At 62.9% G+C, this 18,980-nt stretch carries 27 protein-coding genes; 12 read left to right on the forward strand and 15 right to left on the reverse strand.

Features of this window, described 5'->3' with window-relative positions:
• The first annotated feature begins 32 nt into the window (after positions 1-32).
• Both rpmB and H0O22_RS03840 read left to right on the forward strand, forming a co-directional pair.
• Positions 33-269, forward strand: coding sequence for a 50S ribosomal protein L28 (gene rpmB / locus H0O22_RS03835; protein WP_010317109.1), 237 nt, complete (start codon positions 33-35; stop codon positions 267-269).
• 32 nt (positions 270-301) lie between these two features.
• Entirely contained in the window at positions 302-862 is a 561-nt protein-coding gene (locus H0O22_RS03840) for a peroxiredoxin (RefSeq protein ID WP_255439450.1), read from the forward strand.
• A 10-nt stretch (positions 863-872) separates the two neighbouring features.
• On the opposite strand, the gene H0O22_RS03845 is transcribed toward H0O22_RS03840, so the two are convergent.
• On the reverse strand, positions 873-1,052 hold the full coding sequence (locus H0O22_RS03845; RefSeq protein ID WP_185187692.1) for a hypothetical protein: 180 nt from the start codon (positions 1,050-1,052) through the stop codon (positions 873-875).
• Positions 1,053-1,250: 198 nt separating this feature from the next.
• On the opposite strand from H0O22_RS03845, the gene H0O22_RS03850 reads away from it, so the two are divergent.
• The 3 genes from H0O22_RS03850 to H0O22_RS03860 are packed head-to-tail and all read left to right on the forward strand — an operon-like array spanning position 1,251 to position 4,578.
• The gene (locus H0O22_RS03850) at positions 1,251-2,690 is read left to right on the forward strand and encodes a circularly permuted type 2 ATP-grasp protein (protein ID WP_185187693.1); all 1,440 of its coding nucleotides are present in this window, start codon (positions 1,251-1,253) and stop codon (positions 2,688-2,690) included.
• Complete coding sequence (locus H0O22_RS03855) at positions 2,684-3,721, forward strand: alpha-E domain-containing protein (RefSeq protein ID WP_185187694.1); 1,038 nt, start codon at positions 2,684-2,686, stop codon at positions 3,719-3,721. Before H0O22_RS03850 ends, H0O22_RS03855 begins: the two co-directional genes overlap by 7 nt.
• Positions 3,706-4,578, forward strand: a complete 873-nt coding sequence (locus H0O22_RS03860) for a transglutaminase family protein (protein WP_185187695.1) — start codon at positions 3,706-3,708, stop codon at positions 4,576-4,578. Before H0O22_RS03855 ends, H0O22_RS03860 begins: the two co-directional genes overlap by 16 nt.
• 5 nt (positions 4,579-4,583) lie before the next feature.
• Here the strand turns inward: H0O22_RS03860 and H0O22_RS03865 are convergent, their stop codons facing one another.
• The 7 genes from H0O22_RS03865 to H0O22_RS03895 form a co-directional block, all read right to left on the reverse strand.
• Entirely contained in the window at positions 4,584-5,060 is a 477-nt protein-coding gene (locus H0O22_RS03865; RefSeq protein ID WP_185187696.1) for a redox protein, read from the reverse strand.
• A 106-nt stretch (positions 5,061-5,166) separates the two neighbouring features.
• Entirely contained in the window at positions 5,167-6,369 is a 1,203-nt protein-coding gene (locus tag H0O22_RS03870) for a glycosyltransferase family 2 protein (RefSeq protein ID WP_185187697.1), read from the reverse strand.
• Positions 6,360-7,403 carry a polysaccharide pyruvyl transferase CsaB gene (gene csaB, locus H0O22_RS03875; RefSeq protein WP_185187698.1) on the reverse strand — a complete coding sequence of 348 codons (1,044 nt, stop codon included), beginning with the start codon at positions 7,401-7,403 and terminating at the stop codon, positions 6,360-6,362. Before csaB ends, H0O22_RS03870 begins: the two co-directional genes overlap by 10 nt.
• Before the next feature lie 43 nt (positions 7,404-7,446).
• Positions 7,447-7,647 (reverse strand): hypothetical protein, encoded by a 201-nt coding sequence (locus H0O22_RS03880; protein WP_185187699.1) that lies wholly within the window; start codon positions 7,645-7,647, stop codon positions 7,447-7,449.
• 73 nt (positions 7,648-7,720) lie between these two features.
• Positions 7,721-8,032, reverse strand: a complete 312-nt coding sequence (locus H0O22_RS03885; protein ID WP_185187700.1) for a thioredoxin family protein — start codon at positions 8,030-8,032, stop codon at positions 7,721-7,723.
• A 24-nt stretch (positions 8,033-8,056) separates the two neighbouring features.
• The gene (locus H0O22_RS03890; protein WP_185187701.1) at positions 8,057-8,239 is read right to left on the reverse strand and encodes a hypothetical protein; all 183 of its coding nucleotides are present in this window, start codon (positions 8,237-8,239) and stop codon (positions 8,057-8,059) included.
• 244 nt (positions 8,240-8,483) lie between these two features.
• On the reverse strand, positions 8,484-9,308 hold the full coding sequence (locus H0O22_RS03895) for a PAS domain-containing protein (RefSeq protein ID WP_185187702.1): 825 nt from the start codon (positions 9,306-9,308) through the stop codon (positions 8,484-8,486).
• A 41-nt stretch (positions 9,309-9,349) separates the two neighbouring features.
• Between H0O22_RS03895 and H0O22_RS03900 the strand changes: the two genes are divergently transcribed.
• The gene (locus H0O22_RS03900) at positions 9,350-10,147 is read left to right on the forward strand and encodes an ABC transporter ATP-binding protein (protein WP_185187703.1); all 798 of its coding nucleotides are present in this window, start codon (positions 9,350-9,352) and stop codon (positions 10,145-10,147) included.
• 86 nt (positions 10,148-10,233) lie between these two features.
• On the opposite strand, the gene H0O22_RS03905 is transcribed toward H0O22_RS03900, so the two are convergent.
• The gene (locus tag H0O22_RS03905) at positions 10,234-11,760 is read right to left on the reverse strand and encodes an alpha/beta fold hydrolase (RefSeq protein WP_255439452.1); all 1,527 of its coding nucleotides are present in this window, start codon (positions 11,758-11,760) and stop codon (positions 10,234-10,236) included.
• A gap of 36 nt (positions 11,761-11,796) precedes the next feature.
• Here H0O22_RS03905 and H0O22_RS03910 point away from each other — a divergent pair, with 36 nt between their 5' ends.
• The gene (locus H0O22_RS03910; RefSeq protein WP_185187704.1) at positions 11,797-12,261 is read left to right on the forward strand and encodes an NUDIX hydrolase; all 465 of its coding nucleotides are present in this window, start codon (positions 11,797-11,799) and stop codon (positions 12,259-12,261) included.
• Here H0O22_RS03910 and H0O22_RS03915 read toward each other — a convergent pair.
• From H0O22_RS03915 to H0O22_RS03935, 5 genes are all read right to left on the reverse strand, one after another.
• Complete coding sequence (locus tag H0O22_RS03915; RefSeq protein WP_185188471.1) at positions 12,234-12,869, reverse strand: hypothetical protein; 636 nt, start codon at positions 12,867-12,869, stop codon at positions 12,234-12,236. The genes H0O22_RS03910 and H0O22_RS03915 overlap by 28 nt on opposite strands.
• Positions 12,862-13,353, reverse strand: coding sequence for a WbuC family cupin fold metalloprotein (locus H0O22_RS03920; RefSeq protein WP_185187705.1), 492 nt, complete (start codon positions 13,351-13,353; stop codon positions 12,862-12,864). The genes H0O22_RS03915 and H0O22_RS03920 overlap by 8 nt, the downstream gene beginning before the upstream one ends.
• Positions 13,354-13,523: 170 nt before the next feature.
• A complete protein-coding gene (locus H0O22_RS03925; protein ID WP_185188286.1) occupies positions 13,524-14,279 on the reverse strand; it encodes a sulfite exporter TauE/SafE family protein in 756 nt (251 codons plus the stop codon).
• A gap of 17 nt (positions 14,280-14,296) precedes the next feature.
• On the reverse strand, positions 14,297-15,331 hold the full coding sequence (locus H0O22_RS03930) for an SDR family oxidoreductase (protein ID WP_255439453.1): 1,035 nt from the start codon (positions 15,329-15,331) through the stop codon (positions 14,297-14,299).
• A 197-nt stretch (positions 15,332-15,528) separates the two neighbouring features.
• The gene (locus H0O22_RS03935; protein ID WP_185187706.1) at positions 15,529-15,717 is read right to left on the reverse strand and encodes a hypothetical protein; all 189 of its coding nucleotides are present in this window, start codon (positions 15,715-15,717) and stop codon (positions 15,529-15,531) included.
• Positions 15,718-15,832: 115 nt separating this feature from the next.
• Between H0O22_RS03935 and H0O22_RS03940 the strand changes: the two genes are divergently transcribed.
• Genes H0O22_RS03940 through H0O22_RS03960 form a run of 5 tightly spaced genes read left to right on the forward strand, consistent with a single transcriptional unit; the run spans position 15,833 to position 18,782 of the window.
• Positions 15,833-15,991, forward strand: a complete 159-nt coding sequence (locus H0O22_RS03940) for a hypothetical protein (protein ID WP_185187707.1) — start codon at positions 15,833-15,835, stop codon at positions 15,989-15,991.
• A gap of 17 nt (positions 15,992-16,008) precedes the next feature.
• Complete coding sequence (locus H0O22_RS03945; protein ID WP_185187708.1) at positions 16,009-16,584, forward strand: PCC domain-containing protein; 576 nt, start codon at positions 16,009-16,011, stop codon at positions 16,582-16,584.
• Positions 16,559-17,149 (forward strand): hypothetical protein, encoded by a 591-nt coding sequence (locus H0O22_RS03950; protein ID WP_255439454.1) that lies wholly within the window; start codon positions 16,559-16,561, stop codon positions 17,147-17,149. The genes H0O22_RS03945 and H0O22_RS03950 overlap by 26 nt, the downstream gene beginning before the upstream one ends.
• Positions 17,140-17,691 carry a rhomboid family intramembrane serine protease gene (locus tag H0O22_RS03955; protein WP_185187709.1) on the forward strand — a complete coding sequence of 184 codons (552 nt, stop codon included), beginning with the start codon at positions 17,140-17,142 and terminating at the stop codon, positions 17,689-17,691. The genes H0O22_RS03950 and H0O22_RS03955 overlap by 10 nt, the downstream gene beginning before the upstream one ends.
• Complete coding sequence (locus H0O22_RS03960) at positions 17,688-18,782, forward strand: neutral zinc metallopeptidase (RefSeq protein WP_255439456.1); 1,095 nt, start codon at positions 17,688-17,690, stop codon at positions 18,780-18,782. Before H0O22_RS03955 ends, H0O22_RS03960 begins: the two co-directional genes overlap by 4 nt.
• Positions 18,783-18,785: 3 nt before the next feature.
• Here the strand turns inward: H0O22_RS03960 and H0O22_RS03965 are convergent, their stop codons facing one another.
• Complete coding sequence (locus H0O22_RS03965) at positions 18,786-18,944, reverse strand: hypothetical protein (protein ID WP_185187710.1); 159 nt, start codon at positions 18,942-18,944, stop codon at positions 18,786-18,788.
• Between the last annotated feature and the right edge of the window lie 36 nt (positions 18,945-18,980).

An 18,980-nucleotide genomic window follows, 5' to 3' on the forward strand; every position in this document is an offset into this window, starting at 1 on the left:
AATGCCCAATGTTGTGTTTTTAGAAGACGGTCATGTCCCGGGTCTGCCAACTCACCGGCAAGCGCGCCAACAACGGCATGGCCGTCTCGCACTCCCACATCCGCACCAAGAAGCTCCAGCAGGTCAACCTGCAAGAGCGCCGTCTGTGGTGGGCTGAGGGCAACCGCTACGTCAAGCTGCGCGTCTCCACCCGCGCCCTGAAGACCATCCAGAAGAAGGGTCTGGGCGCCTACGCCAAGCAACTCGGCATCAACCTGGCCAAGATCTGAGCTTCAATCCTGGGAGTACCTCAGGATTCCTTTTGAACCGCCGCGATCTGCTCCTCTCTGTTGGCGCTGCGGCCCTCGGCCTGCTGGGACTTCCCCGGCAGGCTTTTTCAATGGGCGGCACCCTGCCCGAGCTCAACCTGCCTGCACCGCCATTCACGCTCCCGGGCGTTGTTCCCAGCCCCGATGGCGCCATCGAAGCCGAGCGCAGCCTGAGTGACTTTCAAGGGCAGTGGCTGGTCCTCTATTTCTATCCGCGCGATTTCACCGAAGGCTGCACGATCGAGGCCAAGGGCTTTCAACGGGACCTGGAGCGCTTCCATGCCCTCAATGCCGAGGTCGTAGGGATCAGCGCCGACGACACGGACTCCCACAAAGAGTTCTGCGGCAGTGAAGCGCTCAGCTACCCACTGCTCTCGGATCCTGGCGGGCAAACAAGCAAGCTCTACGGCAGCTGGATCCCCCCCTTCTCCCAACGGCACACCTTCCTCATTGACCCAGAGGGGGTGCTCCGAGAGACCTGGCTCGGCGTCCGGCCGTTAGGCCACAGCCAGGAGATCCTCAAGCGTCTGGGGGAACTCCAGGCCGCGGGCTAACCGATCAGCCTCAGCCGAGCCGTTGGCGAAGCCGCTGTTCCATGAGACGCAGGTGGGCCTCTCCAGCCGGAAGGCTGTCGCAGAACAGGCAGCTGCCTTCAAAGCACACCTGGAACAATTCGCCCTCACTGGAGCGCAGTTGGTAGATGGCTCCACCTTGGGGATCAACCAACACAGGGGACTGGGCCATGGGTGTGCGGGAGGAACGAGCAGAGGCTGGCGCGGCGAGACAGCCGTTGCCATAGGTGCTTCGACTCACGTCCATAACTGGATGAAAACTGGCCCGTAGCAAGCGCTACCGGCCGTCTTCAGGCTGATTTGTTCGGTAGCAATCACAACCCGGAGGGGCCAGACAGCTCTGCATGATCGGCCCAACTCTGGTCCGGCAATGTTTACCGAGTACAGGCCAAAGAAGGGGTACGACGAATACTTCAACGCCGCCGATGGACCGCGTTCGGCACTCAAGCCACTGGTCCATTCCTTGGGAGCCCTGGGGCTGGATCATCTCAACCGCAACCATGCGGCCGCTGGAGTTCTGCTGAAGCGCTTGGGTGCAACCTTCCGCTTGAACGATTCCGGTGGACAGGTAGGTGAACGGATCCTTCCGTTTGACCCCCTGCCGCGCCTGATTCCGGCAGGGGAGTGGGAGCAGCTGGAACGGGGCCTGGCCCAACGCTTGGAGGCGATCGATCTGTTCTTGGCCGATGTCTATGGCCCGCAGCGGATCATCCAGGACGGAATCATCCCTCGGGAGGATGTCGAGAGCTCGCAGGGCTGGAGACCGGTCCTGCAGGGGTTCAAACCCCCTCTTGATAAGTGGTGCCAGATCTCGGGCCTGGACCTGATCCGGGACGGAGAAGGCACCTGGCGCGTGCTCGAAGACAACCTGCGCTGCCCGTCCGGAGTCGCCTACTTCCTTGAGAACAGGCGGGTGATGAAGCGGATGTTCCCGAGTCTGTTCAGCGGGCGGGTCGTGCAGCCGATCGATCGCTATCCATCACAACTCCTGAAAACCCTGCGGGAATTGGCGCCCTGGACGGAGACACCGCGGGTGGTCCTGCTCACCCCAGGGGTTCTCAACAGTGCCTATTTCGAGCACAGCTATCTCGCCCAACAGATGGGCATTCCGCTGGTGGAAGGACGGGATCTGGCCTGTGAAGACGGCAGGGTCTGGATGCGGACAACGCGTGGATTGGAAGCGGTCGATGTGATCTATCGGCGCATCGATGACGACTTCCTCGATCCCGCGGTCTTCCGTAGCGATTCGATGTTGGGCGTTCGCGGCTTGATGGAGGTTTACGCCCAGGGACGTGTCGCCATTGCCAATGCCCCCGGCACCGGTATTGCGGACGACAAGTTGATCTACGCCTATGTCCCCGACATGGTGCGCTACTACCTCGGCGAAGAGCCGATCATTGAGAACGTCCCCACCTATCTCTGCTCCAGGCCCCAGGATCAGGCTTATGTCCTGGCCCATCTCCGGGAACTCGTGGTCAAGGCCGTCTCTGAAGCCGGAGGCTATGGAATGCTGATCGGACCCCACGCCAGCAGCGACGAGATCGAGGCGTTCGCCGCCAAGATCCAGGCCAACCCCCGGAACTTCATCGCCCAACCGACGCTGGAGCTCTCGACAGTCCCCTCGCTGAGTGACGGGGAGTTGTATCCCTGCCACGTGGATCTCAGGCCCTACATCCTCCGTGGCAAAAGCAGCTGGGTCACACCCGGTGGCTTGACCCGCGTCGCCCTCAAGCGCGGATCACTGGTGGTGAACTCCTCCCAGGGGGGTGGATGCAAGGACACCTGGATCGTGGAGGACGGCCAATGCTGAGCCGTGTTGCCGACTCCCTGTATTGGATTAACCGCTATATCGAGCGGGCGGAGAACATCTCCCGCTTTGTCGAGGTCAGTGAGGCGATGGCCCTGGACTGTCCTCCGGGGAGTGCAGAACCTTGGCAACCCCTGATCGATGCCAGTGGAGATCGCACCCTCTTTGATGCGGTGTACCCCGGTGGTGGGGCTCGGGAGGTGGTCGAGTTCCTGGTGCGGGCGGAGGCCAACCCGAGCAGCATCGTCAACTGCATCGCCATGGCCCGGGAGAACGCCCGGCAGATCAGGGATGTGATCACCAGCGAGATGTGGGAGCACCTCAACGGTCTCTACTGGACCCTGGTGGAAAACGAGGAGTTCTGGGAGGAACCAACCCAGGAGCAGCTGCGGGAGATTCGACGTGGTTGTCAGCTCTTCTATGGCATCACGGATGCCACGTTGAGCCGGGACCTTTCCTGGCAATTCAGCCGACTTGGCCGTCTGATTGAGCGGGCGGACAAGACGACACGCATCCTCGATGTGAAGTACTTCCTACTGCTTCCCAGTCCCGATGACGTCGGTGGCGTGCTCGACGAACTGCAGTGGATGTCTCTGTTGCGCAGTGCCGGCGCCTATCAGATGTTCCGCCAATCCAATGTCGGTGACATCTCGCCAGAGGGGGTGGCAGCGTTTCTGCTGCTGAACCCGCTCTTCCCGCGCTCGGTTCGCTACTGCCTGGAGCGAATCCACGAGACCCTCCAGCTGATCGGCCGCGAATCCGCTCCGGGAACCCCCGATGACCTGGAGTGCAGGGTGGGACTGACCCAGGCCCGCTGGAGTTACACCAAAATCGACAAGCTGATCGCCGGAGGGCTGCATGAAGCCATTGACGGGTTGCAGCAGGACTTGAACGAGCTGCACAACCTGATTCACGACCGCTACTTCGTTCTCCCCGGAGGCCTCAGCCCGGAGGATGACACGGTGATCCCGATGAATCAGAGCGCTTTACCCACCACGGCTTCCGATCAAGATCTGGCATGCACGCCCGCTTAATCCACCGCTTCAACTACAGCTACAGCCAACCCGTCCTGCTGGGCCCCCATCGCTTTTGCCTGCGGCCCAGGCCCCACGGCTTCCAGCGCCTGATTGATTTCAAGTTGGAGATCAGCCCCGAACCCAGTCAGCTCTACGAGCTCATGGCTGCAGGGGGGGACACGATTACGCGGGCGCGCTTCCTTCAGGAAACAGAGGCCTTTCAGGTGGTCGCCACCAGTGAGGTGGAAACCTTCACGCCACCACTGATTGAGGCGTGCTTGGACGAGAGCATGCTGCAGTTGCCACTCGCCATCGGCAGGCTCAATCCCGATTTGATGAGCAACCTCCAAGGCTGGTTGCCCAATGGCCAACACGATGCCGCCGCCGTCGATCTCGCCCAGGAAGCGCTCACGGGAAGCGACGGGAGTTGCCTGAGCTTTCTGCAACAACTCATCGAAATCATTCAGGACCGGGTGAAGTACACCCAACGGCATCAAGGACCCGCTTGGCCGGCAGGTCGCACCCTCAAGGAGCGCATCGGCTCCTGCCGTGATCTGGCGATGCTGATGATCGAGTGCTGCCGCAGTCTCGGGCTGCCCGCTCGTTTCGTCAGCGGCTATCACCTGGTGGAGCCCAAGCCGGACCGCTACGACCTCCATGCCTGGACGGAGGTCTACCTGCAGGGAGCCGGTTGGCGTGGATTTGATGCCAGCGGACAAGGGGCGGTGGATGACCGCTACATCCCCGTGGTGACCTCCTCCAAATCAGACTTGACTGCGGCAGTGAGCGGAACCTTCTCCGGCCCGACCGGGGTGCAGAGCAGCTTGAGCTGGGAGATCGAGGCCGAACTGCTCAGTCCAGCCGCTCGCCATTAGCGGCTCTACCAGCTGACGCCGTGCAGCTTGGGTAGGGGAGCCGTGCGATGGGTTGTCGCGAACAGCCGAGGAATCAGCCTGCTGTTGTACACACGGAATTCACGGGCCACGCAGGCGCCAGGCTCACGAATGGCCTGGTTGAGGACGACCGAACCCTCCTCATCGGAGATCGAACGATGAAACGTTCCCGGTGGAATCCGCAGGATGTCGCCACCGGTGTCCAGACGAACAATGTGATACGGATAACTCCAAGCGAAATTGACCAGATAAAAAACGCGCCCGCCCGTGAGGGCCAGCAGGTTGTCCTCCTGGTGCGGGTGCAAATAAAACTGCCAGGCCCCCGTGTTGGCCTCATCGGGTGGGCTCACGGCTGGCCCGCTGTGGATGACCAAATCGCGGGCGTTGGACTCAGCGACCGTGATGTCGAAGAAACGAACAGCCGGCGTATCGCGGAATTTCTCGTAGGGAATCAGCTCAAACATTTGAGCTTGGGATGACGCCATTGGGCTGCCGAGCTATGCCCTAATGAACCGCACACCGTGATCGACGAGCCGTGTGCTGGGCTACCCAATGGCGAATTTCTGGAGATCAGCCCTCGAGCTGCCTGCCCCGCCAGGTCCAGCCACGGCCCGTGGTCGTCTTCCAGATGCTGGCTGGAACAATCGCGGCGATGAGCAGTGCACCAAGCCAGCTCAACCACCAATACCGAATCGGTGTGCCAAAGCGCCAGGCACTCCAAAGACGGATGGCCAGGACAAGGACCAACGACGCCAGTACAGCGGCCAGGGTGGGCCTCAGTACAGAACCCAGCAGCAACCACTGCAGCAGCACAACCGCTGCGGAGAGCCAAGGTGCCGCAAAGAGCAGGAGGACAACACCAACACTCCCAACCGCTTTGAACCCGTTGCGATCCACCCCAAGAAACCAATTTTTGGTCCAGCCTTCCCAGAGGGCGGCGAGGCTGCGATACATCTGCAGATCGACCAAATCTATGCCAAGCAGGTAACGCAATCGCAACTGGGATTGCTTGATCTTGCGCGCCAAGGCGAGATCTTCGACGACCTCCGAAGCGACGCCGCGGTGACCGCCGATGGCTAAATAACTGGAGTAGCGAAACAGCATGAACGGCCCCGCCGCAAACGCCGTTGGGTCATCCGGATCGTTGCTGCGGCGAATTGGGAAACCAAGGCCAAGCAACGTGGCCACAATCGGTTGCACCAACCACTCCGCCAGACAGCTGCACTCCAGGCGGGGAGCCAGGGTCAACAGATCACTCTGCTGCGCGCACGCCTCCTGCAGGGCCGCTTCAATCACCCCTGGCCGCAGACGCACATCGGCATCCAAGAAGAGCAGCCACTGACATGCGGGATCAGCCTCGGGCCAGGACAGGGCAGCGCCGACGCTGGCGGGCCAGTTCTTGCCTGACCAACGCTCGCCATGCGGACGGGGACCGGCCTGCAGGATTCTCCAACGCACATCCGTGCGCGGGCAGGCTTCGCGCATGGCCTCGGCCAGGGCTTGGGTGTCGTCGCTGGAGGCATCGTCGATCACCACGAGCTCAATCGGCCAGTCCGTCGGTGCCGCAGCGACGATGGCCTGGAGACAGTCCGCGATGTTGTCGTGTTCGTTGTAGGCCGGCACGAGGATCCGCAGCCAGCTGCAACCCTCGGGCCGTTCGCGCGAGTCACTCGCCCGCAGCCGCGGCGCACGCCCCAGCTGCAGCTCAAGGGCCAACAACAACAGCAGCAAACAGGCACTGCTGGCGCTGGCCAGCCAGAGGATCAGCGGCATAGGGCGCTGGTCAAGACCCGACGGTGCAGTTCCAAGGTCGAGCGAATCGAGGCGATCACCGCGCTCTGCGGTGGCTGGTCCAGGCTTCGGCTCCACTGCTGCAAGCAGTCGGATGCCGCCGAGCGAGAGGCGAGATCCAAGGCATCACAGCGCAACTGATCGGCGCAGGCCTTGACCTTCGGGTCATAACTCAAGGCCGAGACCGGCGCACCAGACAGTGCCGCCAGGATCAGGGCGTGCAGACGCATCGCCAGGACCAGCCCAGAGGAACGGAAGACCGCCATCGCCTCCCTGGGGTTCTCTGCCTGGAGTTGACGGCTACGGCGGGATAAAGCCTCAGGGATCAGGCCCTCGTTGCGGAACTGCTCGAGAAGGGAACGGTCCTGCTCACGGTGGAAGGGAAGCCAGAGCACCTCGCGATCGGTCTGGGCTGCCAATTGATCGAGCGCTTCGAGGTAGGGGCTCCAATCGGACCCTTGGAGCAACGGCGTCGGACGCCAGCAGACCACAATCGGGCCTCCACGGCCCAGCCACTGCTGTTGGGGCAGGAGCCAGACCGCATCACCGGCATCCTCGCCATCACAGCCCAGACGCCGAGCCAAGGTTGCCGATTCCGGGTCACGCCAACTGACGGCCGTGGTCAACGACAACAGGAGACGGACGAAGGCACGGCTGCGCCGGCGTTGCAACGGGCCCAAGCCCTGAGCCCAAAGCACGACCGGTTTGCCCTGCAGGCGCGCCGCCGTGATCAGAGCGCCGTAATAGAGCAGGCTCTTGAAACTCGTGCTGTCCTGCAACAGGCTGCCGCCACCCAGCACCAAGGCCTGACAGGAGCGCAGGCGAGCGAGAACCGCCTTCAGGTCCCGCCGTTGCACCGTCTCAACGCCATGCAGCCGTTGCACTTGGCTCTCGTCAAAGGCCGTCACCACAGGGGTGAGGGACTGGGGGAGTTCCCCAAGAAACGCCTGCAGCAGGGCGTCATCCCCGAGGTTGTGTTCGCCGTAGTAGCCGCAGAGCAGAACGGACTGGGGCACAGCACGGCCACACGCGAACCCCAGTTTCGCATCGATGCCAGGGCTAGGCAGCGGCCACCAGGCGCTGCCTCAGCAGCGGCAATTCCTCATCGATCCGCTCCCGGGCTGAATCAAGGGAGGAACAGGTGCCAAGGGAGAGACCACTGCGGTGGCGAATCTCAAAACAGTGACGCTGATCGGGGTGATCCAACAGCGCAATGCGGCAACCGCGATGAATCCAGGCCGGAGGCTGCTGTGATGTCACGGATGAATCCAGTGGATCGAATCCACTAGAGCGTTCTCAGGACCAGTGATCAAGTTAAGGCCCGGAAGAAATCTCAAAGATTGGGAAGCAGTGCCGAGAGTTTGGTCCTGAAATCGCCCTTCGGCATGCCGCCTTTGATCTCCCCCTTAATGCTGAACTCGCCTTCTGGGTCTTCGACAACTAGGTAGGTCGGCCAGCCCATTCCTTCTTTATTGGGGTACTGCGCCAAGAGAACTTTGCGGTATTTCCGGTAGGCCTCCGTGTCCTGCAGCATCACACTGACAAAGGTGCACCCCAGCTCTTCGGCGACCTTGCTGTCGTAATGACTCATCCGATGGCAGGTGCCGCAATCCTCGGAGCTGAACTTGAGGACCGTGAGTGTCATGCCAGGAGATGCAGCAGGCGCAACCTAGTGGCACTGATCCAGGCTGATGTCACCTAAGAAACAAACATCGAGAAGACGTTGCAAAGCCGCAGCACGGGAGGGCAAGCCCCACTGCTCTTTGAGGGCATCCAAACGAGCTAGATGAACGCGGCGGATGTCGCAGGTGACCTTGACGCGCTCGTCACCCAAAAAAGGAAGGCTGTGCATCTCCCTCGCGAATCGCTGCCGCAACAATGGCCGCGATCAGGGGGATGTCAACGCCGGCAGGTAGGCAGGCGCGAAGCTGCAGGCGAGGACGAGCTGCCTGAGGGGCACACCAAAGACGGTGCTCACAACATCGATGGCAACGCGGGACAGCAACCGATCAAGCCCAGTGCGTCAATTGTAAAGAGACGTAAAGCAGCGCTCAGGTTGCGGGTGTCAGGTCCGCAATCGGTCCAACGGGCGCGGCCTAGGGCGAAGACGCAACGTTGAAGCCGGTGACCTCCTGCTTGCTGTCCAATCGGTCGGCCAGGGACCTCGCTTCTTGGGCGAGCTGGCGTTTGAGTAGAACCCGGTCGGTGACATCCCGTTGGACGGACACCCAATGGGTGAACCAGCCCGAGGAATCGGACAGGGGTGACACCTTGAGCTCAATCCAACAGGTGGATTGATCACGCCGGTAGTTGATGACCTGCATCGTCGCGGGCTTCCACTGGTCCATCGCCGCCCGCAGCGCGGCCGTGCTCTCCTTTGAGGTTTCAGGCCCTTGGAACAAACGCGGACTGCGGCCCAACACCTCATGCAGGGCGTAGCCGGTCTGCTCCAACAGGGATTTGTTGGCGTAAACAATGATTGGACCAGGGGCGTCCAAGGGTTCAGCCAGGGTCACCAGAACAGCGTCCTGGGCGGTATCCAGCACCCCTTCCAGCAGGCGCCGATAGGCGTCTTCGTTGGTTTCCTCCGGCGCAGCATCCAGGCGCTGGGCCCGGCGCCGCAACACACCGACCCCAAAGCCAGAGTCCGAGGCAAAGAGCCGGATGCGCGTGGCCAACTCCACACCAGTGGGGTGAGGAAGGGGCAGGACATGGTCCCTGGCCCCTTCGGCGAGGCGCCGGTGCTCTTGAACAATCAGGTCCGCCAGCTCGGGCCAGCAGTCGCGGATGGGTTGCCCGCACCACTCCTGGGCATGGTGGCCCAACCGCTGCTGGGCGCTTCGATCCACATGGGTGATCTGACCGCTCGCACCGCAGAGCACCAAACCATCACCGGGCTCCAGCAGGAAGAACGGGTGCACCCCATCAACCTATCCGCCTTGAAAACGCCGATGCTGGTGGGATGAGCGCGACCCCCTATTTCGAAGCCATAGCCGTTGAGGCCTGGCTCGGCTCAAGGCCCGTCTTCCAGGACTTAAGCCTGACGTTGCGGCTCGGTGAACCCACGGTGCTGCTGGGTCCCAACGGCGCCGGCAAAAGCGCCTTGATCCACTTGATCAGTCGCAGCCTCTACCCGGTTGTGAAACCAGACTCAGCCCTCCGGCTCTTCGGGAACAGCACCGTCAACCTCTGGGATCTACGTCAACGGATTGGCTTTGTCTCGAGCGCGCTTCAAGCCAGCTACATCCCAAGCGTCCCTGCGGAAGACGTGGTTCTCTCGGGAGTCTTTGGCTCAGTCGGCCTAGGGCGTCCCCAACAGCCCACAGGCCAACAGCGCGCTCAAGCCCTTGAGCAACTCGAGCAATTCGGACTGACCCATCTGCAAGGACGCCCGTTTGGCGAATGTTCCGATGGACAACGCCGGCGGTTGCTGCTCGGTCGTGCCCTGATTCACCAGCCGGAGGTTCTCGTTCTCGACGAACCGATCAACGGCCTGGACTTCAAGGCCAAACACGAACTGCTCGCCAGCCTGCGGCAGCTCAGCCAGCAGGGGACCACGGTGCTGCTGGTGACCCACCAATTGGATGCGGTAATTCCCGAGATCGAACGCGCCGTTCTGATCAAAGAGGGGAGCATCGTGGGCGACGGCTCCGTCGCGGACGTGCTCACCAGCGACACGCTGAGTGCCTGCTTTGAGACCCCCATGGCCGTGCTGGAGCAGGGGGGCTGGCGGCAGGCCATACCGCTGCTGAAGCCATAAAAACAGCCCGGGTCGGGCTGTGTGAGGAGGCTTCGACGCCATCCAACCGAAGCCGGCGGGAGGACGCGATAGGTCAATCGACTCAATCAGCGCAGCGTGGGGCTCACATCCTTGAGCGGGATCAAGGCATTGCCCCAAGGGCCAACCGCCAGGAGCGGCTCGGCGCCTTGACGCGGCGGAAGTGCGTCCCCCGCGCCATAGGCCGCATCGACCCAGGCCAACAGCAACGGACCAAGAACACCGCCGTTGCTCTGGCCACCGGGGCGCAGATTGAAGTGGTCACCGCCCTTCGCCAGGACGAGCTGGTGACCAAAGGGAATGGCCTGACGCATGGGGTTGATCGCCTCAGGATCGGGTGGCACCACCCAGTCATGGGTGCCACTGACCACGAGCAAGCGAGCACTGCTGGCCTGGAGTTCCGGCAGTGCGAACAGCAGCGAAATCGGCGGTGAGATGGCTGCTGCGGCCACCACCCGCTGATCGTGGAGAGCGGCCTGCTTGACACCCTCCAACCAGCTGCACTGGAGGGTCCAGCTCACGTTGCGCTGGGGGTTGTCGATTTGGGGGCAACGGCTCTTCAAGGTTGCGGACTGGGGAACCAAGCCGGCCTGCTGCAGCGCTGTCGTCGCCCCCCAGGAGTGGCCGATGACGACGACGGCATCCGCATTGACGCCGGACACCCCAGCGAGTTGGCCGTTTTGAACCGCGTCGGTGACCGCGCTGAGATCACGAAAACGCAGGGCCAGCTCGACGGGCTTCGGGGGCGGCACCGCACCGGTCAACATCTTCATCTGCTCCCGGTTGTCGCTGCCGGGATGGCGCGGCAACGCGACCGTGTAACCACGGGAGGCCAGCAGCGTTGCCCAGGAGACAAAGTTTTTGGGGCTGTCCCACAGCCCGTGGGAGATCAGGACCAACCGCCCATTGCCGCCGTGAGCCGGTTGCAGCAGAACCACCTCCAGGGGGGAGGAGCGATGGCGGACCGACAGACGCGCCTGGCGTTGATGGGTGGGCAGGGCTTGCGTCGCCGGAACTGGCGCGACGGGGAGCACCTCAGGGGACGCCTCGGCAAAGAGGCGGTTGGCCTGGGTGCGCTGGGCCAGCATGCGGCCGAGGATCGTGCGCACCTGGCCGAAGTTGAAGCGAACCCGTCGACCGGGGAGAGCTTCGATCAGTTCCACCAGGGTGGGGGCACCGGTTGTGGAGTGGGCCATCGCCTGATGCAAGGCAGCCCGAAAGGTCTGACCGGATAGATCCGGACTCCGCCCCTCGATCGTGCCCAGGGAGGAGACCACCAGCAGGGCCTGCTCCAACAACGGTGACCCCACCGAACCATCCGCCAGACGGTTCAGGGACATCGGGATGGGCCGCTGCAGCAGCTGAAGCAGGACCTGACTGACGGCCCCATTGGAGGCACGATCCAGTTCAGCGAGGTCACTCCGGCCCGCCATCAGGGCCTGGGGACTCTTCAGCTCACTCACCCGAACACTGAAGCTCGAGTCCAAGAGCGGCAGCTCGATCAGAACCTCTTCAATGGCCCGCGCAGGGAACGCCGTAGCAGCGGCCACGAGGCACCCCAGTCCGAGCCGCTGAAACCACTGGAGACTCGGCACAGGCACAGCCGCAACGATTTCATCATCATCAGGGGCATGACGCAGACCCAGGGCTCAACCCAGTCCCCCGCTCCAGTGGAGGTGGCCTTGGCGGTTCTTGAGCACGAAGGGCGCTGGTTACTGCAGTTGCGTGATGACATCGCTGGAATCGTTGCCCCTGGCTGCTGGGGCCTCTTTGGGGGCCACCTCGAACCCGGGGAGTCGCCGGAGGAGGCCCTACGCCGCGAACTCTGGGAGGAAATTCGACTGCAGCTGGGCGCCGTTGAGCCCTGGTACGTCTCGCGCAGTCCCGAGAAGATTCGCCATGTGTTCCGAGCCCAACTCCAGACACCGCTCCACGCGCTTGAACTGATGGAAGGGCAAGACCTGGCGCTCTTCCCAGCCAACGCGCTGGCCTCTGGCCAGGGGTTCAGCTCAGCACTACAGCAGTTCAGACCCCTGGCGGAATCAACGCTGGAAGCACTTCACCGGCATCAGGCGGACTGCTCGACGATGCGGTAGTAGCTGCGCTCATCCGAGCAGCAGAGATCGGCGTAGTAACGCTCCAAGACGTCGTAGGCCGCGTCATAACTCTCGAATTCCTGGCCGACCATCGGATCCGTGGACTTCGCCGTCGCCTCCTCCTCGTCGAGGACGATCCGAAACACCGGTCTTTGCGGTTGCAGTTGCTCCAGCAGGTCGCCAAAGCTGAGTCCCTCTCCAAAGGCGCGGATCAATGGGTTCAAACCAATCGACTGGCGGTCGGGATGCAACTTGGCCATGGGAACCAGCCAGAACCACCACTGCTGCGGATCCAGGGGATGGGCCGGTGCAGCCGTGCTCTCTCCCAACAAGCCAAACAACAGGGTGTTGGCCTCGCCGCGGGGGATCCGGAACTGCACGCTGTTCGGCGTGGCCTGGTCCGCGGCGCTGTAGAACCCGGCCGTACTGATCGAGAGCTGCCAATCCCTGATGGGCAGCACCAGGGACTGAAGATCAGCGCAGGGTTTGGACGGACCCGCCTCCAGACCGAGACCGTTTAAGAGCAACCAATGGCAACTGGCTTCGCGGACTTCATCAGCCAGCAGATTCGGCGTGTTCCATTGCAAGAAGTCCGCGAGCTCAGACATCAAACAAGCTCCTCCACTGCGCTTCTTGATGCACCGATTCAAGCTCCCCTTCCAGGGGAAAACCACTGAGGAAATCTTTATCCGCCAAGGGTTGGTAGGGACCTTGCTTGAGTTCAAAGATCACGGAGTCGTCCGCCAAGGCGACCAGTGAATGGAAGGCGCCTTCAGCGAGTTGCAAACCGCGAACGGGTCCCGCCGCATCCAGTCGCTGCCGCTGAATGCAGAGGCCGTTCTGGTCAAAGAGCAGAACGCCGATCGAGCCCTGCAGGACCACAAAGCATTCGAATCCCTCGCCGGTGCCCTGACGGCAGTGGCGATGGGGCCTGACGTAGGTCCCTGGCTGCATGACATTCAAGAAACGCTGCACCAAGTCACTCTCCTGATGCAGGTTGAAATTCATCCGTTGTCGTTCACTCTCGCGAGCCCGACCCGCCACCTGATCGAACAGGTCTTGATCAATCAGCTGCAGCACAGAAGCAGTCATCGACAGGAGCGAGACATCAGCAACGGGTGGTAGCGACACGCACCGACAACCCAGACAAGCTCAGCGACTCTGGTTTCAACAAGAGGAGCAACCATGCCCGATTGGATCCGCCCCCTGATCGCCGTCAGCTTGACCAGCTGCAGTGTTGGCCTGTTCACGGCCCTCGCCGGCTAGGCCGCCAAGGCCTTCACGAGCAACGACACCCCCATCAATAAACAGAGCACTTCGAAGGCCCGCTTGACCAGCTGAGATCCCTGCTTCAGCGCCAGGTGGGCCCCCAGGTAGCCACCGGCCAAGGAGCCCAGCAAGAGCATGGGCAACCAACTCCAGGCGATTTGCCCCTGCACCCCGAGTGTGAGTGCGCCGGTCCCGTTCCAGAACAACCCCACCAAAATCAAGGTGTGGGCCACGGCTTTGCCGTAGTCCAAACCAAACCAGCGGACGAGCCAGAGGGTGACAAAGAGCCCCGTCCCCGAGGTCAGCGAGCCGTTGAGGAAGCCAATGGACCACAGCACAACGGTTCCGAGCAGTGCGCGTCTGGGCGTCCAAGGGCACTCGCGAGCAGAGGCACCGAGCTGCGGTCGGCAGGCGGAATAGGCCCCCAGCGCGATGGTCAACAGGCCAAGCAGAAGCGTCGAGAGCTGGGCGGGCAATGCGAGGACCGTTCGAGCCCCGAGCCAGACCCCGGGTAAACCGCTCAGGAGAATCAGGGCCGAGAGGCGCGCATTGAGGCTGCTCTCACGGGCATGACGCAGGCTGGCGCCAACCCCGAGGGAGACACTCGCCACCTTGTGGGTGGTCAAGGCCACCGGGAAAGGGAGTCCCAACAGGATCAAGGCCGGCAACTGGACCAAGCCGGCACCCCCTCCAGCGAGGGCCGAAAGGGCATTGGCGACCAGGGCCACCGCCAACAGCCCCAGCTGCATCCAAACCACAGCGAGGCTCAAGGCCGACTCCGAAAGCGCCTTGAGAATGCCGCACTCAGGGCATTCGCCCAGCGCAGAGGCAGGTACTGCGCGAGGGCCGCGATCACACGATTGACCCGCCCTGGCACGAGAACAACACGGGACCCCTTGAGACCGCGCTCGGTCCACTGCACGAGTTGATCCACCGTCAACCAAAAGAGGCCAGGTAGCCGCTGCATGCGCTCTTCCACCCCAAGCACCGCATGAAATTCCGTATGGACATAGCCGGGACAGAGGGCCATGACCCGGATCCCAGAGCCGGCATTCTCGGCCGCCAGCGATTGGGAGAAACGGATCAAATAGGCCTTAACCGCGCTGTAGAGAGTGCTCCCGGGCAGCCCTGGGATCAGTCCCGCCAAGGACGCCACATTCAAGATGCAGCCTTGGCCGCGCCGCTGCATTTCAGGCAGCAGTTGCCGGGTCAGCTGCGTGGGAACGCGAACCATCAGTTGAAGCATCCCGTCCTGTTGATCCCAGGAGGAGGCTTCAAAGGTCCCGCGCAGGCCAAAGCCGGCGTTGTTCACCAAGGTCTCCACCCAGAGACCCTGAGCCGCAAGACGGGCCAACAACTGATCGACGGCTTGCGGGGCATTGAGATCCAGGGCCATGGGTACGACCCGCAGGCCAAAACGCTCCTGCAAGGCCAAGGCCTGCGACTCCAAGCGGTCGCCGCGGCGAGCCACGAGCACCAGCACCTCACTGCGCTGGGCAAAGGAGGTGGCCAAGGCGGCACCGATGCCACTGGACGCCCCGGTGATCAACGTGCAGGGGCGGGCCGCCGGATCCGAAAGACGGTCCAGCGCGGGCTGGCGGGTTGGGCTGGCGGAGAGCTGATCGGCCAGCTGCAAACAGGCATCCATTTCCTGCCAGAGCAACTCCCGCCGATCGGAACTCACCGAAAAGGAGCGGTGGTGAAGATCGCGGCCGACGTAGCGCAGGGCGTCAATCACCCGGCGCCGGTCCTCGGGGGTGAGGGCCTCAACCGACCAGGAGTCATCGCTCGGTGAAGTCACACCCATTGCATCTCGAGGACCTGTGCCACAGGACACGGTGCCGAACGGGGGACCCCTGTTCAACTAGGGGGATGACGCGCAAACAGCCGTGATCCCCACCGGTTTGGTCATCTTGGCCCAGGCCTGGCGGCAGCTGGCCTGGGTCAGCGGCGCCGCCCTGGTCCTCGCCCTTGGGGGAGAACTGTTGGCCTGATCCCCTACTCGTACATCCAGTCGAAGGATTCGGGGCTGGCGGACGGGGCCTGGGGCTGAGATCCACCAGATCGCTGAAGGCTCAAGCGGGCCAGCAGGCTCAGCTCAATGCTCAAGGCCACAGCCAAGACCAGCAGGCCACCCGCCGCCGCAAAAGCCTGGGGATGCGCCACAACAGAAAAGGCTTCTTCCATCTCCACGGGGCTCCTTTCGATAGGTCCACCCCATCACTAGCCACATCCGTCTCAAGGGGGACTAGCGCATCTCGCTCGAGACCCTTAAGATTGACTTTAGGTTTGAGTTCCTGGAGTGAACGAGAACAACCCCGTCCTGCAGTCCATGCGTCAGGAGCTGGACGAACTCAAGCTGCGCTACGGCAGCTCACCCACGGATTTCAACCGTTATCAGCTCGTTCGCCACGAGCAGCGGCTGGCCCAATGGGTCCCCAATGAAAAGATTGGCGCCTGAGCGCAGTCTTCGACGGCATGGAACCCAAAGCGATCCACCTGGGTCCAGGTGCCGACCTGCGCAAGAGCCTCGAGCAACTGGCCCAAGAGGAGCAGGCCGAGGGGTTTGTCCTGAGCGTTGTTGGCAACCTCAGCCAAGCCGCCTTTGCTTGCCCCGGCAAGGATCAACCGACCCTGCTCAGCGGTGAGCTGGAGATCATCACCTTGCAGGGAACGGTTTCGCCCAAGGGCGTGCACCTCCACCTGAGCTTCTCCGATGCTGAATGCCAGGTTTGGGGAGGGCACCTCGAGCACGGCAGCACGGTGCTGAAAGGCGCAGATGTGCTGGTGGGGCTCCTGCATCACTCCAGCAGGGCGAGCCGCCCCATCGCGGACCATCAACCCCGCGTACGGCTCGCGGTGGCTGAAGGCTGTCCCTGGTCCAGCCGGGCCATGCGCATGCTGCGCAGTCTTGGGATTCCCTTCGAGCAGGCCACACCCGAAGCCGGTTCGCTGCCCCAAATCTGGATTGAGGGGACGATGATCGGCGGATACGAGGACCTGGCCGACTGGCACGGCCAAGGAAAACTTGAGCGCTTCCGCACTGGCTTCTGACACCGGCACCTGGCAGCTCCGTACGGGAGCCGGCTGCCAACTCGTGATCGGGTGCTTTCCCCCCTTTGCCTACGACGCCTCCAGGGGCGGGGGGCCTGTTGTCCACGCCCCAACGAACGGACAGGGGTTGGTCCCGCTGAAGGTTCCCTGTGACAGGCTCACGATTCCCCCCCTCGATGGGCAAACCGCCCGTCTCTTCGGCCTGCCCCTACCCCCAGGGATCAGCGTCCAGATCGAGCCGGACTTGTTGGAGGGGTGCCTCAACCCCAGCAGTGGCGAGCTGCAGTTGAGCTTCCGCTCACGCTTTCGCTTCACCTTGGGAGCGGCCAAGGCACCCCTCTACCAAGCATCCGATCTGGTCGTCGAGACGGCCTTGACCAGCGGCCGTGTTCAGGGCCAACGGCACCGTGGACAGGGCCAAGCCCTCAATGGTGAGGGCCGCGGACGTCTGGTGGGGGTCGCCACGATTGCGCCCTGCCAGGACAGCTGGCTGAATGTCTTTCTGGGCCTCCCCGATGAAGCCCTGGCCGTCATGGACGTCCACCTGATTGGACCATGGTCCTGAAATCAGAGCTCAAGGCGACCCTGCTGATCCCGGTCGTCGTCCTGGGAATCGCCTGGCTGCAGGAGGGGATCGATCAGCTCCTGTTCCGGGGGCAGTGGAATCTGCCGATGGTTCCCGGGGGGTCCGCGCTGGGAATCCTGACGGCTCCCTTCAGCCACGGCGGCTGGGGCCATTTGCTGGCCAACAGCACCCTGTTTCTGCCGCTGTCTTGGATGGTTTGCTTCAAAAGCAAACGGGACTACCTCGCGATCTGGCTGGGGGTCTTCATCACCGCCATTCCCGTCTGGCTCTGGTGGCCGAACGGCAGCCACGGCCTCTCGGGTGTGGTCTACGGCTTGCTCGGTTATCTCCTTCTGATTGGCTGGCTCGAGCGCCGGCCCTTCAGTCTGGTCCTCTCCCTGAGCGCCCTGCTGCTCTATGGCGGAGTCCTGCCGAGCTTGCTGCCGGTCTTCACCCCGGCGGGGGTGAGCTGGATCGGCCACGCCAGCGGCTTTGCCGGTGGCCTGCTCGCCGCTGCTGCGGTCTCACGATCACGACCATGACGGGATCCAAACACCAACGCTCCTGGCTCAAGACTCTGGGCCTCGCCACCCTGCTGAGCGGGTTCGGCCTGGCCGCAGCAGCAGAACCCTGGGCGCCGGGAATGGAGCCACCACCGGTGCTGGAAGCCTCCAGTGCAAAAGAAGCCCAGGCCCTGGATGGCCTGCGCGCTCCCGGCCAGCGCAAGCCCTATCTCAACGCGGCCCACGATCTGCTGCATCGCCACTGGGGCACCCAGGTCAAGCCACAGCTGCTCTTTGCCGGAGACACCGCCAACGGCTGCGGGGTCAAGCGGGTGCAACATCCGATGGCCTTCTATTGCCCGCCCAGCAAACAGATCGCCATGGCCCTGGACCTGCGCAAGAGCGTCAGGGCCGCCAAAGGGCTCAGTGATCGCTCGCTGCTCCTGCTTGACCTCGCCGTCCTCGCCCACGAATGGGGGCATCACGTCAATCGAGAGAAGGGGCTCGGTCCCTTCAGTGGAGGGATGGGTCTAACCGTCAAACAAGAGGAGTTGGCCGCCGACTGGCGGACGGGGGTCTTTCTCGGCTGGTTGATGCGTGTTGGCGCCCTCAAGGTTGACGACTTCTCGCAGACGGCGAATCTCCTGTTTGAGATGGGCGATTACGAACGGATCTCCCGTCAACACCACGGTTATCCCAAGGACCGCTTCCAAGCATTAACCCGCGGCTTGAGCTCCCAGCTGGAACCCGGGCAAACCATTGGCGACTGGACGGTCGACACCGCGGAGACCTTCAGCCGGCGCCTCCCCGAGGAGCCGAGAGATGCCTTGCTCGGTGCCCGCCGCTACGAAGTCCGGCGCTTTGAGATCGAACGGGGCCAACAGATCGCAACCAACCTGATCGGCGGGCTGCTGGGGGCCGCGAGTTGCGTCTGGGGAACGCAGGACCAGTGCGTCGGGATGGCGATGCAGCAGGGGAAAGGACGGGCCTTGGGGAGTTACACCGAGCGTCAGCTGACCCTCTGGTGCAACAGCCGAACCTTTGATGTCAGCGCCGATGACTTCGATCCCCAACCGATCGAGCGCGACGGCAAAGGTCAGGCGCGCATCTTGGCCTCGAGGGACTGCTGAGGGTTAGTTAGATAGCCAGAGGAGCTCTAAGGCGAGCTTGTCGGCCAAGGCGGAGTCGATGGCTCGCAGATGGTGAAGCGCCAAGGCCCGGTGCTGGCTGGGCAAATGTCTGAGGTCGGCAACCGCCAGTTCCAGACAGCGTTGATCGAGCTCGAGATTCACGCAGGTTGAGCAGCGATCGGATCGAACCGTGGGGCG

The sequence above is a fragment of the Synechococcus sp. LTW-R genome (genome assembly GCF_014217875.1).
Taxonomy (GTDB): Bacteria; Cyanobacteriota; Cyanobacteriia; order PCC-6307; family Cyanobiaceae; genus Vulcanococcus.

What these genes read in the sequence shown, in the direction of transcription:
- rpmB (WP_010317109.1), top strand. Translation starts at nt 33, where the DNA reads ATGTCCCGGGTCTGCCAACTCACCGGCAAGCGCGCCAACAACGGCATG.
- H0O22_RS03845 (WP_185187692.1), bottom strand. Translation starts at nt 1,052, where the DNA reads ATGGCCCAGTCCCCTGTGTTGGTTGATCCCCAAGGTGGAGCCATCTAC.
- H0O22_RS03850 (WP_185187693.1), top strand. Translation starts at nt 1,251, where the DNA reads ATGTTTACCGAGTACAGGCCAAAGAAGGGGTACGACGAATACTTCAAC.
- H0O22_RS03855 (WP_185187694.1), top strand. Translation starts at nt 2,684, where the DNA reads ATGCTGAGCCGTGTTGCCGACTCCCTGTATTGGATTAACCGCTATATC.
- H0O22_RS03860 (WP_185187695.1), top strand. Translation starts at nt 3,706, where the DNA reads ATGCACGCCCGCTTAATCCACCGCTTCAACTACAGCTACAGCCAACCC.
- H0O22_RS03865 (WP_185187696.1), bottom strand. Translation starts at nt 5,060, where the DNA reads ATGTTTGAGCTGATTCCCTACGAGAAATTCCGCGATACGCCGGCTGTT.
- H0O22_RS03870 (WP_185187697.1), bottom strand. Translation starts at nt 6,369, where the DNA reads ATGCCGCTGATCCTCTGGCTGGCCAGCGCCAGCAGTGCCTGTTTGCTG.
- H0O22_RS03885 (WP_185187700.1), bottom strand. Translation starts at nt 8,032, where the DNA reads ATGACACTCACGGTCCTCAAGTTCAGCTCCGAGGATTGCGGCACCTGC.
- H0O22_RS03890 (WP_185187701.1), bottom strand. Translation starts at nt 8,239, where the DNA reads ATGCACAGCCTTCCTTTTTTGGGTGACGAGCGCGTCAAGGTCACCTGC.
- H0O22_RS03900 (WP_185187703.1), top strand. Translation starts at nt 9,350, where the DNA reads ATGAGCGCGACCCCCTATTTCGAAGCCATAGCCGTTGAGGCCTGGCTC.
- H0O22_RS03910 (WP_185187704.1), top strand. Translation starts at nt 11,797, where the DNA reads ATGACGCAGACCCAGGGCTCAACCCAGTCCCCCGCTCCAGTGGAGGTG.
- H0O22_RS03915 (WP_185188471.1), bottom strand. Translation starts at nt 12,869, where the DNA reads ATGTCTGAGCTCGCGGACTTCTTGCAATGGAACACGCCGAATCTGCTG.
- H0O22_RS03920 (WP_185187705.1), bottom strand. Translation starts at nt 13,353, where the DNA reads ATGACTGCTTCTGTGCTGCAGCTGATTGATCAAGACCTGTTCGATCAG.
- H0O22_RS03925 (WP_185188286.1), bottom strand. Translation starts at nt 14,279, where the DNA reads ATGCAGCTGGGGCTGTTGGCGGTGGCCCTGGTCGCCAATGCCCTTTCG.
- H0O22_RS03935 (WP_185187706.1), bottom strand. Translation starts at nt 15,717, where the DNA reads ATGGAAGAAGCCTTTTCTGTTGTGGCGCATCCCCAGGCTTTTGCGGCG.
- H0O22_RS03945 (WP_185187708.1), top strand. Translation starts at nt 16,009, where the DNA reads ATGGAACCCAAAGCGATCCACCTGGGTCCAGGTGCCGACCTGCGCAAG.
- H0O22_RS03955 (WP_185187709.1), top strand. Translation starts at nt 17,140, where the DNA reads ATGGTCCTGAAATCAGAGCTCAAGGCGACCCTGCTGATCCCGGTCGTC.
- H0O22_RS03960 (WP_255439456.1), top strand. Translation starts at nt 17,688, where the DNA reads ATGACGGGATCCAAACACCAACGCTCCTGGCTCAAGACTCTGGGCCTC.